The organism is Zophobihabitans entericus, from assembly GCF_011745665.1.
Lineage (GTDB): Bacteria > Pseudomonadota > Gammaproteobacteria > Enterobacterales > Orbaceae > Zophobihabitans > Zophobihabitans entericus.
The window spans coordinates 1,162,889-1,180,685 of sequence record NZ_CP050253.1 but is presented as its reverse complement, the minus strand read 5'-3'; the positions used below and the strand labels follow the sequence as shown (position 1 = coordinate 1,180,685).

Below are 17,797 nucleotides of genomic sequence, written 5' to 3'. Positions count from 1 at the left end.
ACGGATATATTCATCATTAATTTAAAGACAAATTAATTAGCTTTATCTTTAATGGTCATCATGTCGATAGTTTTACCAATAGCAAACCATTCCGCACGATACATTGACTCAACATAAGGAGCTGGAACCATATAAGTACCCGGAGTGACTGCACGTGCTAAGTACATTAAGCGTTTGGTATAACCATAACCATAGTAGGAGTTAGATACGTCAACAGCCGCGACAAAACGATCATCACGATATTCACGGTACTTAACATCATAACTATTTTCACGTTTAAGCAGTTCACTCAACGCCGGAATACCACTAATACTAACGCTACTGTTTTCCAGATTCTGGTTCTCAAGTTCTAAACCAGCTGGCAGTAAATCAATCACTAAAGCATCAGTAATACGGCGGTTAGCCTTAACTTCTAAATAAACCACGACCATATCACCAACTTTCAGGTTATCGATCGACGTTTTGTTACCTTCTAAATCATAGTAACTACGATTGATCACCAGAGGCTGATTGTTAGCAGTTGGCATTGGTGGTTTATTTGGATAACCTGACACATCAAACTTCACATATAAAGAACTGTTTTTAGAGGTATTCTCAACCGAGATACCTTTTCTAAGCTCTTCAATAGTATAAGATTTCGTCATCGGTTTAGTGTTTGTCACTTTCTCACCGTTAAGAACGATTTCCCATGAATTAGACGCGTTCTTCTGATTCAGTAACCAGCCAGACATAAATAGTGAATTCATCTCTTGAGTTGAGAAGTAAGCACGATTATCCAGTGCTTTAGATAATGAAACTAAGTATTGATCCTGATACTTCGGATACATGTCATTTTCCAGTAAAATAGACAGAATCAGAGAGTTATCACGTACAGATGTACCATAATCATCCGGCCAGTAGTAGTTACCTTCACGTTTAGTGGTAAAAGCCAACTTCATTAACTCTTCAGATGGTTTATTGTAACCAGCATATTTTGCTGCAATAGCTAAATGCGCAACAGGTACTGCGGATTTAAGCATGTTGCTATTCTTATCATCCGTTGCCAGTAAATATAAACGGTTGATTTCATTACGTACTGCCGGTGTGAGTTTATTTTGACGCGCTAAAATCATCGCAGCATAAGATTTTGCAGCAAATTGCACATAACTGATACGTGATGAATCACCATAGCTGTTTAAATTATAGAATGCTGAGCTATCATACAGATATTCACCAATACGGTTAAGTGCACGGTCAAGAGCCTTAGTATTAACGCTGTATCCACGTTCACGCGCACGTAATAAGAAGTCAGTCGCATAAACGGTTAACCAATACTCTTCTTCACTCTCTTTTGACCACAGACCAAAGCCACCATTGCTACGTTGCATATTTAAAATACGCTCAATACCAATATCCACTGAACGGCGACGCGCTTCATCTGAATCTGTTTGAATACCTAATAGATCCAGTTGCTCTTTATTGGCATACAGTGACGGATATAAACCACTAATGGTTTGTTCTAAACACCCATACGGATAAGCAAACAGCTGCCTGATATACTGAGCAATATTAATCACCGGAACACTTGCAACCACCAGCTGACTTTCAACAGTATTTGGAATCAGTCCACTTACCATATCCTGAGTCAGTGTCCAGGTTTTCCCTGCCGGCAGAATAAATGAATCAGGACGAAGTTCTGCGTTATAAGCAGGACGCACGCCAATCTTCCAGCTACGACTAATGACAGTTTCCGGATTATTCGGAATCACCAGCCCTTTCACATCGATACGAATCGTCCCCTGACCATAACCATAATCAGCAATGATTGGTACTTGCAGGATTTGACGTTCTTTCGCAGCAAAAGACAGTGTCATATCTTTTGCTGATTCAGCCATAACCAGACCTGATGTTTGTACTGAAACTGTTACTTGTTGAGCTGAATCCGTTAAGTTATGAATATCCAGCGCCATGATGCTGCGATCTCCGCCAGACATAAAGCGAGGTGTAGATAACTCAACCACCATTGGTGCAGCAACAGTCATTTTCTGTTCTGCTTTACCAAAGCGTGACTCATCCCAGACTTGTGCCATTAAACGTAACTCACCGTTAAAGTCAGGCAGAACCAGTTGCAGGGTTGCTTCACCATTTTCATCCAGTTGTACGGTTTCAAGCTGCTGAGCAACAATTTTCACTTCAGTTAATGGTTTTTTACCACCACGTTCAAGTGCATCAGACTCGTCACTATCACCACCGAAGCTGGTACTGATCAGACGTCCCTGACCTTCAATTAACTTGCCATAAACATCATACATATCTACGTCATAACGTTTACGTCCCAGAAGTGCAGTAAACGGATCCGGTGTTACAAAGTTAGTAATATTTAACACACCAGAATCAACAGCAGAAAGCAACACAGTCACTGGTTTAGTCGAATCCAGCGTTGCAGAATCCACTTTAACCTTAACCGGTATCGTACGACTTGGTAACACATTTTGTGGTGCATCAATAGTTAGATTGACCTGACGATCAGCAACGTTAATTGGTAAATATAACAGACCAATTGCACGTTTAATTGTCTGTACTTCAAGTTGCTCACTTGGGCGGACTACCACCGCAGTAATGTACAGGTCGTGACGTTTCCAGTCTTCAATCGGAATTTCAACATCAACACCACCTTCACCAACAGTCAGCGCTTGTGACCAAAGCATACGTTCATTGCTTTCAACAGCAATATAGCCTGTACCTGCTGCAGGTGCTTCAACATGAACAATCGCAGTATCACCCACCTGATAAGAGGATTTATCAATACTTAATTTGACCTGATCTGGTCTGACTGAACCTGTACCATTAGTATTATCACCCCAGGTATAACCACTCCAGAAACGCATATTACTCACAATATTGCTTTTCTTATCTACAACTTCTAAACGATAAGAACCCCAGTCATCAGTAATAAAGGTAAACTTAGCGACGTTATCTTTAGTCACCGTTAAATTGTCTTCTGCTACCACAAACTCTTTTTGATTATACTGGTATCTCCATCCTTCTGATGCCGACCAAGTCCAGTAATAATCACGGCGTTCTTTAACTACACGCGCTACCAGTGAATTACTGGCAAGTTTATTACCTTCCATATCGACATAAGCGATCTCAAAACTTGCCGGAGAATCCACATCAACAGTTGGACGAGTGACATAACGATCACTACTCCAGTCATAATATTCACTTTCACCAAACAGTGCTCTTACCGCTGGCATTTGTGCTTTTGGCCACACAGTCTGAGCGACACGGCGATTTACCGGACGCCCACCAGCATCAAGCAGGCTTGCCTGTAAGACCACTTCAACCGGAGATTTAATATTGACCCAGTTTTGACTATTAACTGTAACCGTGGTTAAACCGGCATTATCCATAATTTGTGCGATATCAGTAAGTTGGCGTGCTACTGTGGAATCTCCCAGCGCACCAATCTGGAATCCTGGCAGACCAGCGATAGTACGCTGTGTTTTTAAATAGATTTGGCCTTGTAACTCATTACCTGCTGCCGGCGCACCGTACAGGTACCAGCCTTTAATATCAAAATTTACATTCTGACTGTTTAAAATTGGCTTAGTTGACGGAGGTGTGAGTTCCATTGCCATACGCTCAGGTAAGAACTCTTCAACGGAGAAATTTGCATAACGGAAATCATCATCACCTAAATTGAATTTAAATGACCATTTACCAGTTGCGCCATCAGTTGGCACAATAAAATCTGTCTGATAGAAGCCCGGTGCACTTTGCTGCCAGACGTACTCATAAGCAGAGGTACCATCCGGACGAATGATATCAACTTTAATCGGTTGCTTAGGTAACATCTGACCATCAGCGTCACGCAATAGCGCATTCATAAATACTTTTTCACCCGGGCGATACAGATCACGTGGTCCAAAAGTAAATAGTTGCTTGGTGTAATGAGAAGCACCAGTGATATTAAACTCACTTAAATCCAGTGCACCACGGTTAAGTTCTACTAAGGAAGTCTGACTGCCATCATCAGCAAGTAGAAGAACTCTGGCACCATTACTGGCTTTTAAGCTACCAAAATCAATCAACTCAGCAAAACCATTTTCATCAGTGCGATCGATATCAGGATAGACACCAGAATATTCACCATTTTGTTCAAAAATCAGTGATAAACGCACGTCTTGTAAAGGTTTACCTGTATCTAACGCTTGTGCATAAACCATAAGTGATGCGCCTTGGTATAAATGTGCTGACACGCCGATATTACTGATTGAGAAAATTGAAGCCGGATTGCTATAAGCATAATTACCGGACTGATTCATGACCGCTAAATAGATGCCCGTTTTCTTTAGTGGTTCAATAGCAGCCAGGTCTAACTGCACACTCTCCTGCACATTTTGACGAGGTTTTAAATCAAAACGTCCAGAATAAACCAGCTCAGTATATTTTGAAGTATATTGACTATCCCATACAGACAGTTGAGTAAGGTTGCCGTAGTCGCGCATAAACTGATAGAGATACTCTTCTTTAACCCGGAAGAAGTTCACATCAACACGATCGACATTTAATGTCATCACTGGCAATCCGGCTTTAGACTGACTAGGTAATAAAGAACCTCTACTTGAGAACCCAACCATCGGCTGTCTTGAACGCGTTTCAATTTCAGTCTGATAATCCTGATTTAACTGAACACCAGTGATCCCTTTAATTTGTTTATAGATAGTAACGATCAGCTTACGTTCCGGCTCAAGATAGCGATAACGTAGTTCCATACCATTATCCGAAAGCTCCCACTGACCATCAACAATCCCATTACTTTTATCAACTAAACGGGCTACCGATGAAAAATCTTGTGTCGGGTCAAGTGGCATTGAAAATGTCACTACCAGCGTACTAGCACCATCAAGGATCAGCTCAGAGGTATCTAAAATTTTAAGAGGTTTATTTTGATATTGCTGCTTTAATGCATCTGAATTCTGTGTATTTAAAGGGGTTTGAGTTACAGCATCAGGTACTGTATTTTCTGTTGTCGTCACTTGTTCAGTAGAATCAGACTCTGCCGTTACAGCCTGATCAACAACAAGTTGTTCTGTTGTTTCATCAATTCCATTTGCTGATGCTGCTTCAGCAGCAATTACCTCAGTCACAGCATTGTTTGCCGCTTCTGTATTTTGCTTTGCCGAATCATCACAACCAACCAGTGCTAATAAACAACCTATAATGAGTGCTTTTTTACACCCTAAAGATATATTTGTTAACATTCCAAACCTCGCTTTTATTATCCATATTTTTATACTCAGAAACGCGCCTATAATATCATTGTTCAAATTATTTTACATTCATTACTGTATAAAACTCAGCCCCTGTTTTCCTACCCTGAATAGAAAAACCTGTTATAATCTGGTATCTATTTTGATAACACATTAAAAACAATGAATATCCGATCGATTACTGCGCTACTTACACTATTATTGCTACCTAATTTAACTTTTGCAGCACCACTTGATGGCGCTTCATTATCCCTCTTTTGGGGTATTCCCTTTGCTGGAATTTTGCTCTCTATCGCTCTTTGCCCGTTAATTATTCCGACCATCTGGCATCATCATTACGGCAAGATTACCTTTTTATGGTCGATGATCTTTCTAATTCCTTTTACCGCTGTATTTGGTTTTGGTGCCTCTGTTGGTGTTATCGCTCACGCGGTAATCGAAGAATTCATCCCTTTTATTTTATTACTGTTAGCCCTGTTTACTGTATCAGGCGGTATTTTAATCCGCGGTAATTTTCAGGGTTCACCTAAATTTAATACCATACTACTGGCAATTGGGACTATCTTAGCCTCTATTATGGGGACAACCGGTGCTGCTATGCTGCTGATTCGTCCATTAATTCGTGCTAATGATAACCGTAAACACAAAGTACACGTCATCGTCTTTTTTATCTTTTTAGTCGCTAATATCGGCGGTGGTTTAACCCCGCTTGGTGATCCACCACTGTTCATCGGCTTTTTAAAAGGTGTTGATTTCTTCTGGACAACAGGCCATATGTTCCTGCCAGTATTAATCACCTCTGTACTGCTTCTGATTATTTTTTATTTTATTGATAACTTCTACTATAAAAAAGATGACGAAATTACCGATCGCGATCCAACACCAACCAACAATAAATTACAGATTTTTGGTAAATGGAACATCCTGTTACTGTTAGGTGTCATTGGTAGCGTCCTGTTATCCGGTTTCTGGAAATCAGAACAAACTTACACGATTCTTGGCAGTTCAATCGATTTACCTAATTTAATTCGTGACCTGTTACTTATCGCCATTACCATGGCCTCTTTAATGATCACTCCAAAGCAGGTACGTTCCAGCAATCAATTTAACTGGGAGCCTATTCTTGAAGTGGCTAAATTATTTGCCGGTATCTTCATTACTATCGCTCCGGTACTGGCCATTTTAAAAGCCGGCTATCAGGGAGCGCTTTCTCCGGTTGTTTCACTGGTTTCTGATAAAGCCGGTGAACCAATTAATACGATGTACTTCTGGTTAACTGGTACACTGTCAGGATTCCTGGATAATGCACCAACTTATTTAGTGTTCTTCAACTTAGCTGCTGGCGATCCGGTCACCTTAATGGGTCCTCTGGAGAAAACGCTGCTTGCCATCTCTATGGGCTCCGTATTTATGGGGGCATTAACCTATATTGGTAACGCACCAAACTTTATGGTGAAAAGTATCGCTGCACAACACCAAATCAAGATGCCAAGTTTCTTTGGCTATATGAAATGGTCAGTCTGTATTTTACTCCCTGTATTCTTAATTTTGACCTTTATTTTCTTCTAATCAGAGTCAGTTTCATAAATAAAATCAATAACTTATATTTTTTAAGTTATTGATTTTATTGCAGTTTTTATTTTTCTTCAATAATCTGATTATTACTTACCTGCTCACGACCTTGTGATAACTGATACCAGTCAATCTTACGAGTCAGTGTCATAATTCCAGCCAGTACACTAAACAGTAATAGTGCACCAAGTAATAATGCATTACCTTCTGAATTCATAACCGCGTACAAAATTGCATATAAAACCAGTAAACCAATGGCAAATAATGCCCCTCTCATCACACCCTTAAGAATCGCTGACAGATAAAAGCCAATTAAGCCACTACATGCCAGAGAAGCCAAAATATAAGCCAATAAGAAATCAATATGCTCAGACAGTGCCAGCAGTACCACATAGAATAAAACAAGCGCCATCCCAACCAGTGCATACTGAATTGGGTGAATACGTAGCTGTTTTAATGTTTCAAACAGGAAGAAAGCAATAAATGTTAATGCAATAAATAAAATCGCATATTTTACCGAACGTTCTGTTAACTGGTACTGATCAACCGTTTCCACAAAGCTGGTATCAAAAGTAGTAAAGCAACTATATCCTGAATAAGAGCAAATACCGCCACCCGTCTCAACCAGACGGTCTTTTTCAAAGAGACTATTAATGTTATTGGCATACCACGAACTTTGCCATGATGCAGTAAAGCCATCATCCGTTACTGTTCTTGTTACCGGTAGAGATGAACCCACAAAATTAGGGTGTGGCCAGTTGCCAGTTAATTGATATTCACTGGAATTACCCAGCGGTACAACAGACAGTGAGCCCGTCCCAAGCAGTTTTAAATTAAAGTTAAAATCAAGTTTAGCTTGTTCAAGCTGTGCAAAAGTAAGTGGTGCATTAATCCCTTTGCCACCAGAACCATTGGCATTTTTAATCCCCGGTTCAAATTTGATTTTATCATCACCAAAAGTCATTAGTGGAACCTGCATAATCCCGCGCGTATCAGAGATCATCATAATCACATACGGGCGATCTAAAGTAACATTGGGTGAATCTAAATCCTGAGTTTTTAAATCAGCAAAACGCCCGGAAAAGTTAATATCCGTTTGATAAATTTGGCTCTGATAAATACCGATATTACGAGTGGTGATATTCGCATCAGCCGTAATTTTCAGATCTTCTGGTAAATAGTAGCGCAGCATTTTATGTTCTACTACTACACGCTGTTTATTATTAACCAACTCAACACGTTCAATCGTATAAGGCTGTACAATAATAGGACCAATGACAGTTTGTGGACCGCTGGAACTACTCGCTACAGAGTTCACCACTTCACGCTGGTACTCAGAGCGCTCCCAAATCATATTCATAACCATAGTAGTTGGTATCAGAAGAACAATAGTAATCCCCAGTAACGCAAGGATTTTCCACATTAAGGCTAATCGATGTAACATGCTGTAACTCCGCAAATAGATGAATAATGACGGAATTATAAAAACTTAATGTGAATAGAAGATGTGTTTTGTGTGAAGTGAATGTGAAGTGAATAAATTTATTTTGCTTCGGCTTCGTACTGGGCTTTTTCCTGTTCTCTGCGATATAAATAATAGGCACCGCGAGAGATCATACGTAGTTGAAAGATTAATTTATTAATCAATTGATCGCGCTGAGAGGGCTCAAAATCAATCGCTTCTGCTCCAGAGTTAAATACCACAGTGACCATCGCTTCGGCCTGCGCTTCATTAAAGCGACGCGGCATACTATTCGCATTATCCAGATAGTCTGCCAGCTCGACAATAAAGTGCTGAATTTCTCTAGCAATAGCCAGACGAAAAGCTGCTGATGTCCCTGCCCGTTCACGCAGTAACAACAGAAATGTTTTAGGATTATTTTCGATGAACTCAATAAATGTAGTGACAGAAGTTTGAATCACACTGCCGCCCTTTTCAATGCGCTTACGCGCCTGACGCATTAGTTGACGAAGTGTTAAACCACTTTCATCAACCATCGCAAGTCCCAGCTCATCCATATCACGAAAATGACGATAAAATGAAGTTGGAGCGATACCTGCTTCTCTGGCGACTTCGCGCAGACTGAGACTAGCAAACCCTTGCTCAGCGTTTAGCTGAGTAAAGGCTGCTTCAATCAATGTTCTACGAGTACGCTCTTTTTGTTGAGCACGAACACCAATAGTACTGGCTGATTGTGTTCGTCCCGCCGGGCTTTTCATTATGCTTTACGTCGTTGAGTAAAAACGTCAGCCATATGATCTTTGATCTTCTTCGCAATTTGCTCATAACGAGCACGTAACGGAGAACCTGGACGATAAATTAGTTCAATCGTTCGCATTGGAACCGGATCTGAACATTGAATATAGCAAACATTATCACGGCAGCGCTCTTTTGGAGCCGCAAGTTCAGGGAATAATGTAATACCGCGTCCTGCTGCAATCATACTTCTGAGCGTTTCTAAGCTGGTTGCTCTGAAGCGTTTATCTTCATCAATTCCTGCCTGGAAGCAATATCCCATTGCGTGATCACGCAGACAATGTCCGTCAGCCAGCATTAAGAATTTTTCACCTTGCAGATCAGATAATTTCACTGTTTTGATCTTAGATAACTCGTGTGCACTCGGAACAGCTAAACACATTGGCTCATCAAACAGCGGTAACTCAATAAATGGTTCGCTTTCTCTTACCGCAGCTAAAATAGCACAATCTAGTTTACCTTGTTCAAGCTGAGCAACAATTACGCTGGTTTGTGCTTCATGCAGATAAATTTCAAGTTGTGGGTAGCTTTCGTGTAAAAGAGAAATAACATGAGGTAAAAGATAAGGGGCAACAGTTGGAATTAAGCCGATATGCATTGGCCCGGACATTTCCTCGCCTTGTTTACTCGCCATCTCTTTGAAAATTTGGACATTACGTAAAACTTCGCGGGCTTGTTCAACCAGCATTAAACCGGTTTGGGTGAAAAGAACTTTACGGCTGGTTCTTTCAAGCAACATTACGCCCAGTTCATCTTCTAATTTACGAACCTGACCACTTAATGTTGGTTGGCTAACGTTACAAGCATCAGCAGCTTTACGGAAGTGACGGTATTCAGCAAGAGCAACAAAATATTCTAAATCTCGAATATTCATAGATTCCCCTATATAGGTGTATATATATTTTCATGGATTATAGCTATCTTTATATGCTAAGTCATTATAAATATATACATTTTCCTTTTTGATAAATAAAAATACTGGCTAATAAAGTAAGCTCTGGCCTAAACCTGTGAGTTATTATTAGCTGTATGGTACCAAATTTATTATTTTTTAATTGATTGTCTTGATTCGAATCAACACTCATATTTATACCATAAATAGAGATACAACAGAAACAATTCTCTTGCTTATCTGATTAAAATTGACGATAAAATGAGCTTAGCCTAAATAACCTTTAGCCTGTGCAATAGCAAATTTGACTTGCTCTGGAGCAACACCCCCCTTAGCACAACGCTTGGACAAACAGGACTCCAGCGATAATGCAGGATACACATCTGACTCAATTTTTGCACAGAATTGTTGCAATTCACCAAGCGATAAATCTTCCAACATTTTTTGTTTCGCAATTGCACCAACTACCGCTTCGCCCACTATATGGTGCGCATCTCTAAATGGTACACCTTTGGCAACCAAATAATCAGCCAACTCTGTCGCATTAGCATAACCTTGTAGCGCAGCCTCTTTACATCTTGCGTAGTTAATCTGAATATCTTCGAGTACCAGTGAGGCCATTTCCAGACAGTCGTACCAAGTATCTAGCGCATCAAATAAATGTTCTTTGTCTTCCTGCATATCTTTGTTATAAGCCAGTGGTAAACTCTTAAAGGTCATCACTGCACCGCTTAAGGCACCAAAAACTCGTCCACTTTTACCACGAATTAGTTCTAACGCATCTGGGTTCTTTTTTTGTGGCATCAGCGATGAACCAGAAGTAACGCGATCAGAAAGCTCAATAAAATTCGCTTCACCACTATTAAAGAAAATTAAATCTTCCGCCAAACGAGTCAGATGGTTCATGCTGATAGTGGCGTTACTTAGCAGCTCCATAACATGATCCCGATCAGAGACCGTATCTAAACTATTATTTGTTGCACTTTGGAAACCAAGCCAGTGCGCCAGTTGTTCACGATCCATCGGATACGCAGTCCCTGCCAGCGCTCCGCAGCCAAGCGGACTAACATCAAGCCTCGCTAAAGTATCACTCAAACGACTTTCATCACGTTTAAGCATCTCAAAATAGGCTAAACACCAATGAGCAAAAGTAACTGGCTGAGCACGCTGCAAATGGGTATAACCTGGCATTACCGCATCCTGATATTTTTCTGCTGTCTCAACCAGATGAGTTTGTAGTTGCTTGATCGCAGCTAAGATAAGTGGAATTTGATCTTTACACCACAATTTTAAATCAGTTGCCACCTGGTCATTACGGCTACGACCGGTATGCAGTTTTTTACCTAAATCACCCACTTTATTAATCAATTGCTGTTCAACCCAGCTATGGATATCTTCTGCATCACTTTGACAAATTCTAACAGGGTCAGTCTGTACTTCTTTGAGTAACTCATTAAGTGCTGCTTCAAGTATTTGCTGTTCAGTCGCAGTTAATACGTTAACGGTGACCAGTGCCTTTGACCAGCCAATTGAGCCGACAATATCTTGTTCAGCTAAGCGATAATCAAAACGCAAAGAATCATTAAATTGTTTAAAACGCTGATCTGCCGCCTGACTAAAACGTCCACCCCATAGTGCCATATTGAACCTCAACTTTTGATTATTTTATCTGTTTTGTTGCTCTTCTTAGCTGATAACAACAGGGCAGTTTGCACTGCCCTGATACTTTGAATTTAGCTTATTGTAGTGTCTGACTTACTTTTTCTTCTCTTCGTTTAATGCACGAATACGTGATGATAAAGAGAACAGACGAATAAACCCGCCCGCATGGCTGTGGTCATATACTTCATCTTCACCAAATGTAGCAAACTCTTCGTTATACAGGCTATTTGGTGATTTCTTTTGAATCGCTGTCGCACTGCCTTTGTACAGTTTGACAATCACTTCACCAGTCACGTCTTCTGCCAGCACTTCTGCTGCAGCTTGCAGTGAACGACGATATGGTGCAAACCAGCGCCCATCATAAACCACGTAAGACATCTCTAGTCCAAGTTGTTCACGCCATTTAAAACTGTCGCGATCCAGAACCAGTTGTTCCAGTCCACGTAGTGCTTCAATCATAATGGTACCACCCGGAGTCTCATAACAACCACGTGATTTAATTCCAACCAGACGGTTTTCAATAATATCCACGCGGCCAATACCATGTTTGGCACCAATTTGATTAAGCAGAGACACACAGTGATAAGGCGATAACTCTTTACCATTCACTGAAACAACTTCACCTTTTTTAATACCAATCGTAACCAGCTCAGCTTTGTCTGGTGCTTCTTCCGGTGATACTGTCCACGCCCAGCAATCAGCATTAGCTGCATTCCAGGTACTTTCCAGTACACCACCTTCAGTTGAGATATGCCAGGCATTTTCATCGCGACTATAAATTTTTTCCAGTGATGCTGTAGTTGGAATATTACGTTCTTTTAAATAATTGAGCAGCGCTTCACGAGAACGTAAATTCCATTCACGCCACGGTGCAATCACTTTTAAATGAGGCGCAAGTGCTGTATACGTTGTTTCAAAACGCACCTGATCATTACCCTTACCTGTTGCACCATGACAAAGTGCATCTGCACCTACTTTTAAGGCCACTTCTACCTGAGCTTTAGCAATGATTGGACGAGCCATTGAAGTACCAAGCAGATAAGTTCCTTCATATAGTGCTCCGGTTTTTAATACTGGATAAACATAATCTTTCACAAACTCTTCACGTAGATCGACAATAAAACAAGATGATGCGCCAGACGCTAAAGCCTTTTTCTCAACATCGACCAGCTCTTGCTGATCCTGTCCCACGTTTGCAACAAATGCCACAACTTCACAGCCTTCATAGTTCTCTTTTAACCATGGAATAATCGCCGAAGTATCCAGTCCACCGGAATATGCTAAAACGACTTTTTTGATTTCAGATTGTTTCATTGCTATTGTCCTTTCAATTTACATTTACGAAGAGTATATCTGTCTGTTATGGGAATTATCCCATCATACGAGTACCTGTTGGCTGGCCAGCAAACAGTGCCATTAACTTATCAGTATCTTTCCAGCTGGCTATATCAATCGGATGACCAAGCATCTGCGCCGCCTCCAGTGCTGAGCGTACTTTAACCACCATCCCATCGGTAATAACACCCTGAGTTATCAGTTCTTCCGCCTGAGTGGTGGTTAACACTGCGATTCGTTGTTTATTGGCATCAAGTACACCGGCCACATCAGATAGCAGGATCAAATCAGCGTCAAGTGTTTGTGCCAGAGCAACAGCTGCATGGTCAGCATTCACGTTCATCATTTCACCACTTGATGTAATACCAATAGAACTGACAATTGGCAGATGTCCTGATTGTAGCAGGGAATTAATCAATACCGGAGAGCCTGCGGTGGCATGGCCAACATGGCCTAAATCATCAGAAATCTGAGTCACGTTGACACTGTTCCCATCAGCTAAACATAAACCAATGCCGGATAAGTGGTGTTTTTTCGCTTCTGCCAGCAGGGTTTTATTTGCACTACCTGCCAGTGCGCCAACAATCACATCAATCTGCTCTTTAGGTGTGACGCGCAGTCCGTTACGTCTGACTACAGGCAGTGAGAGTTTATGCATTAACTCATCAACCACGCAACCACCACCGTGAACAATCACAATGGGTCTTGCTGATTTCTTCTGATAATGATTAATTGCAATAAAAAGATTATTTAGTGCTTCTTTGGTGTCAAGTAATACACCGCCTAATTTAATCACTAATGGTTTCATATTTGTCATCCTTATTGACGTTACAACAGCGAGGTTGTCTCGTTAAATCCAAAACGAATATTCATACACTGTACAGCCTGAGCTGCCGCACCTTTTAACAGATTATCTTCAACAGCGATGATGATAAGATGTTCACCATTGACCTTAAATCCAATATCACAAAATGGCAAGCCAATTACTGACTTTAATGACGGCCAGTCTTTTTGATAAACACGTACCAGAGGCTTGTCTTCATAATATTTATTAAATGCAGCTAACACAGCTTCTTGTGTTATGCCTGCTTTGATACGACAGGTAATCGTAGCGTGAATTCCTTGTTTAAAACTCCCTAAATGGGGGGTGAAAATCACGTCCTGTCCTAAGTGAGCAACAATTTCCGGCTGATGACGATGAGTAAACAGGCCGTAAGCATGCAGACTCACTTCACAAAAACTATTTCTCAATGATGCCTTACGACCAGCCCCGCTCACTCCGCTCACAGCATTAATCACTGGCCACTGAGAAGTATTCAGTAATTCTTCTTCAATAATTGGTTTTAAAGCCAGCTGAGCCGCTGTCGGATAACAGCCTGGTACAGCAATAAGTTGTGCTGTTTTAATTTGTTCCTGATTCCATTCTGCCAGACCATAAGCTGCTTTATCCAGCCAGTGATTATGGGCATGAGTAAAGCCATAGTAATCGGTATAAAATGCTTTTTGATTGACCCGGAATGCACCGGAAAGGTCAAACACAGTACATCCGTGTTTGAGAAAATAAGGAGCAATATCATGACTGACTGAATGTTCTGTCGCTAAAAAAACGATATCAATATCGGTAATCAAGTCATCATAATTTGAAGTACCAATGAGCGGTAAATCGACAATGCCCTTTAACTGCGGGTGAAGATCATAATCGGAAATTAATTTCCCTGCATCGGCACTTTTTTCAGAAACAGTTAAGGCGGAAATTTCCACCTCAGGATGACGACTTAAATAACGAGCCAACTCTGCTCCGGCATATCCACTCGCCCCAACAATTAACGCTTTAAGCATAAATATTTTCATCCTTATATTGTTTATTATGCAATAATATAGACAAAGTTATGATGAAACTCAACACAAAAATGAATTTTTATTCATTTATTTTGAATTTTATTTCACTTTAACTTATATTATAAATAACTTTATTTAAATGATATTCCCGATTCATGAAAGATTAAGGCACATAAATATGAGTATTCCTTCTTTTCTTAATATGTACAATGAACTAATCAGCAGCCCGTCCATTAGCTCCAGTAATCCTGAGCTGGATCAAAGTAATAAACTAGTGATTGAAAAACTGGCGGACTGGCTTGAAGAGCTCGGTTTTACGATTACTTTAGAAGAAGTGCCTTTTTCCAGAAATAAACTCAATCTACTAGCCAGCTATGGCACAGGAACAGGCGGATTACTCCTGAGTGGGCATACTGATACTGTACCTTTTGATGAAGAACAATGGACAAAAGATCCGTTTAAACTCACTCAGCAAGATAATCGTCTTTACGGACTAGGTACTATTGATATGAAAGGTTTTTTTGCTTTTGTGTTAGAAGCGATACGTGATATCGACCTTACCAAATTAAAAAAACCATTACATATTTTGGCTACTGCTGATGAAGAAACGACCATGGCTGGAGCCATCTATTTTGCCAAAACTGCTACACTTAAGCCTGATTGTGCCATTATCGGTGAGCCTACCGGGCTTATTCCAATCCGTGCACATAAAGGGCATGTTGCTAATGTGATTAAAGTGATTGGTAAATCGGGGCACTCCAGCGATCCGGAGAAAGGCATTAATGCCCTTGAAATTATGCATCAGGTCATTGCTCGTCTGCTAAAACTCAGAAATAAGCTCAAAACTAAATATCATAATGATAGTTTTCAGATTCCTTATCCAACCCTTAATTTAGGTCACATTCATGGCGGTGATGCGGCTAATCGAATCTGTGGTCATTGTGAACTGGTAATGGATATGCGCCCTCTGCCGGACATGCATCTGGAAGATCTCTACGAACTTTTACATAAAGAACTAAAACCAATTATGCAGCAGTGGCCAGATCGTATTGCTATTGAATATGAGAATATGCCAATTCCGGGTTATGAATGTCTGGCACAGAGCCCGGCATTAAAACAGGTAGAATCACTGGCTAAACATCAGGCAGAAACAGCAAATTACAGTACTGAAGCTCCCTACATTAATCAGATTGCTCCAGCCATTATTTTAGGCCCCGGTTCAATCGACCAGGCTCATCAGGCAGATGAGTTTTTAGATATGGATTTTATTAAGCCTACTGATTTACTCCTGAAAAAACTGATCACTAGTTTTTGTTTGTAGTTATCGTTTTGGATTTAGTCTTGTTATTAGCATTGAGTTTGGGGCGGACTGCGCCGCCCATGCGCAATGTTTCTGGTGATGTTGCCTGTTCTGTGGGCTTGATGGCTGACCACACCAAAAGAGGCCCATTCGGGGTATAACCCCCAGCAACCAAATCCCAGTGTAGCCACACCTCAAAAACATACACGCGTGCGGGGCATGCTCCCCACCCACCAAGCATGCTAATAACAACCCAAAACAAAATCTCAGACTCATAAAAAAACCACCTAATTACGGTGGTTTTTTATTTTAATATTTAAACAAGCATCAATTAGATTTTTGTCATATCGATAACTTTACGGTAACGCACGTTAACAATCGCTGCAAATAGTACGCTTAGAGCAGTTACACCTAAGTTAAATACAATTGCATAACTTGCATTGTGTACCGCTAAACTTGGAATAACTAACGGTCCAACGATAACTGATAAACCACTTAATGTATAAATTGAACCCACTGCAAAACCTTTTTTGGTTGGGAATAGTTGAGACATTACAACTAGTGCTAATTGTAATGCACCACCTGCTGCAGTAAAGCCAATTGCAAATGACGCAATTTTACACATTGTTGGAGTAATATCAATTAAGAACACACCAAGAACGATACATGAAAGAATTGGGAACATTAAGATACAATAAACTGGTTTAATTAGTTTTTTAACTACAGTTGCAATCACGAAACACGCAATGATAGAACCTAAGCTGTAATAACTTAATAACTTGTTTGCTTCAAGTGCTGGCATACCTGTTGCTTCAATAGCAATTGTTGGCATCCATTGTTGAACAATCATAAAAGTTGCTGTTGAAGTAAAACCTAATAAAATAAGTGCAATACCTTCAATAGACATTTTTGGTTTAGCAATAAAGTAGTTAGAATCAGCGCCTGCTTTAGCAGAGATCACCACTTTTGTTGATGGGAATGTTCGAGTTGAAACAAACGCTGCATTTAATGCGAACGCTGCTGCAAAAGTAATAAATGCCCAGCCATACCAGATATCGTTCATGTAAACGAAAGCAACGATAAACGGAATAATAAAGGTACCCAGCGCTACCGCAGCTTTAACAAGTACGTTTGCTGTACCCGCTGATTGAGGGAAGTTTTCTGTTAACGCTGGCATTGAACCGGTATCAAGGAAAGAGTTACCCACACCAACAAGCACGGTTAAGGCAAAAGCAACATGGATATTTGTTGTTGATAAGAAGCCTAAATAGAAGACAACATATAACAAATTACCCATAATAATAAATGGCTTACGACCAAATTTATCAGATAAAACACCACCAACAAGTAGAGGAATAATCTTACCAATCCCCAGACCTGATGCAATATAACCAATACCAACAACGTCTGTATTAAATTGCAGACCGATAGCATCACGGAACTGCATGATAACAACGATCGTAATACTTAAAAATACATAGTTGGTATAAATAGAACCCACTATACTATATGGGTTACTAGGTTGCTTTTCACTCATTTTAAATTTCCCTTAAATTTTATATACATACAAATCTGATAAACTGTGCTCAATATACCTTATTCCCTAAAATATTGAAGTAATTAAAATAGATAAAATATTGATCTAGTTAACAGAATTTATCTGACTGTTCAATTAATAACCACTT

Annotated in this window: 11 protein-coding genes; 2 read left to right on the top strand and 9 right to left on the bottom strand. The window is 40.3% G+C overall.

The genetic code is table 11. From position 1 onward, the window contains the following. Positions 1-32 precede the first annotated feature (32 nt). Positions 33-5,246, bottom strand: a complete 5,214-nt coding sequence (locus IPMB12_RS05300; RefSeq protein WP_166915643.1) for an alpha-2-macroglobulin family protein — start codon at positions 5,244-5,246, stop codon at positions 33-35. A 171-nt stretch (positions 5,247-5,417) separates the two neighbouring features. On the opposite strand from IPMB12_RS05300, the gene IPMB12_RS05295 reads away from it, so the two are divergent. Next, the gene (locus IPMB12_RS05295; protein ID WP_166915640.1) at positions 5,418-6,824 is read left to right on the top strand and encodes a sodium:proton antiporter; all 1,407 of its coding nucleotides are present in this window, start codon (positions 5,418-5,420) and stop codon (positions 6,822-6,824) included. Positions 6,825-6,891: 67 nt separating this feature from the next. Here IPMB12_RS05295 and creD read toward each other — a convergent pair whose 3' ends face one another. The 7 genes from creD to argC all read right to left on the bottom strand — a co-directional run bounded on the left by creD (position 6,892) and on the right by argC (position 14,812). Beyond that, on the bottom strand, positions 6,892-8,271 hold the full coding sequence (gene creD, locus IPMB12_RS05290; RefSeq protein ID WP_166915638.1) for a cell envelope integrity protein CreD: 1,380 nt from the start codon (positions 8,269-8,271) through the stop codon (positions 6,892-6,894). Between the two features lie 98 nt (positions 8,272-8,369). Continuing rightward, complete coding sequence (gene fabR / locus IPMB12_RS05285; protein ID WP_166915636.1) at positions 8,370-9,047, bottom strand: HTH-type transcriptional repressor FabR; 678 nt, start codon at positions 9,045-9,047, stop codon at positions 8,370-8,372. Further along, positions 9,047-9,958 carry a DNA-binding transcriptional regulator OxyR gene (oxyR, locus tag IPMB12_RS05280; protein WP_166915634.1) on the bottom strand — a complete coding sequence of 304 codons (912 nt, stop codon included), beginning with the start codon at positions 9,956-9,958 and terminating at the stop codon, positions 9,047-9,049. Before oxyR ends, fabR begins: the two co-directional genes overlap by 1 nt. A 285-nt stretch (positions 9,959-10,243) precedes the next feature. Beyond that, positions 10,244-11,617 (bottom strand): argininosuccinate lyase, encoded by a 1,374-nt coding sequence (argH, locus tag IPMB12_RS05275; protein ID WP_166915632.1) that lies wholly within the window; start codon positions 11,615-11,617, stop codon positions 10,244-10,246. A gap of 114 nt (positions 11,618-11,731) precedes the next feature. Further along, positions 11,732-12,952, bottom strand: coding sequence for an argininosuccinate synthase (locus tag IPMB12_RS05270; RefSeq protein WP_166915630.1), 1,221 nt, complete (start codon positions 12,950-12,952; stop codon positions 11,732-11,734). 55 nt (positions 12,953-13,007) lie between these two features. Continuing rightward, on the bottom strand, positions 13,008-13,781 hold the full coding sequence (gene argB, locus IPMB12_RS05265) for an acetylglutamate kinase (protein WP_166915628.1): 774 nt from the start codon (positions 13,779-13,781) through the stop codon (positions 13,008-13,010). A gap of 20 nt (positions 13,782-13,801) precedes the next feature. After that, entirely contained in the window at positions 13,802-14,812 is a 1,011-nt protein-coding gene (gene argC / locus IPMB12_RS05260) for an N-acetyl-gamma-glutamyl-phosphate reductase (RefSeq protein WP_166915626.1), read from the bottom strand. A 172-nt stretch (positions 14,813-14,984) separates the two neighbouring features. On the opposite strand from argC, the gene argE reads away from it, so the two are divergent. Beyond that, the gene (gene argE, locus IPMB12_RS05255) at positions 14,985-16,133 is read left to right on the top strand and encodes an acetylornithine deacetylase (protein WP_166917701.1); all 1,149 of its coding nucleotides are present in this window, start codon (positions 14,985-14,987) and stop codon (positions 16,131-16,133) included. A 310-nt stretch (positions 16,134-16,443) separates the two neighbouring features. Here the strand turns inward: argE and IPMB12_RS05250 are convergent, their stop codons facing one another. Further along, positions 16,444-17,649 (bottom strand): MFS transporter, encoded by a 1,206-nt coding sequence (locus IPMB12_RS05250; protein WP_166915624.1) that lies wholly within the window; start codon positions 17,647-17,649, stop codon positions 16,444-16,446. Between the last annotated feature and the right edge of the window lie 148 nt (positions 17,650-17,797).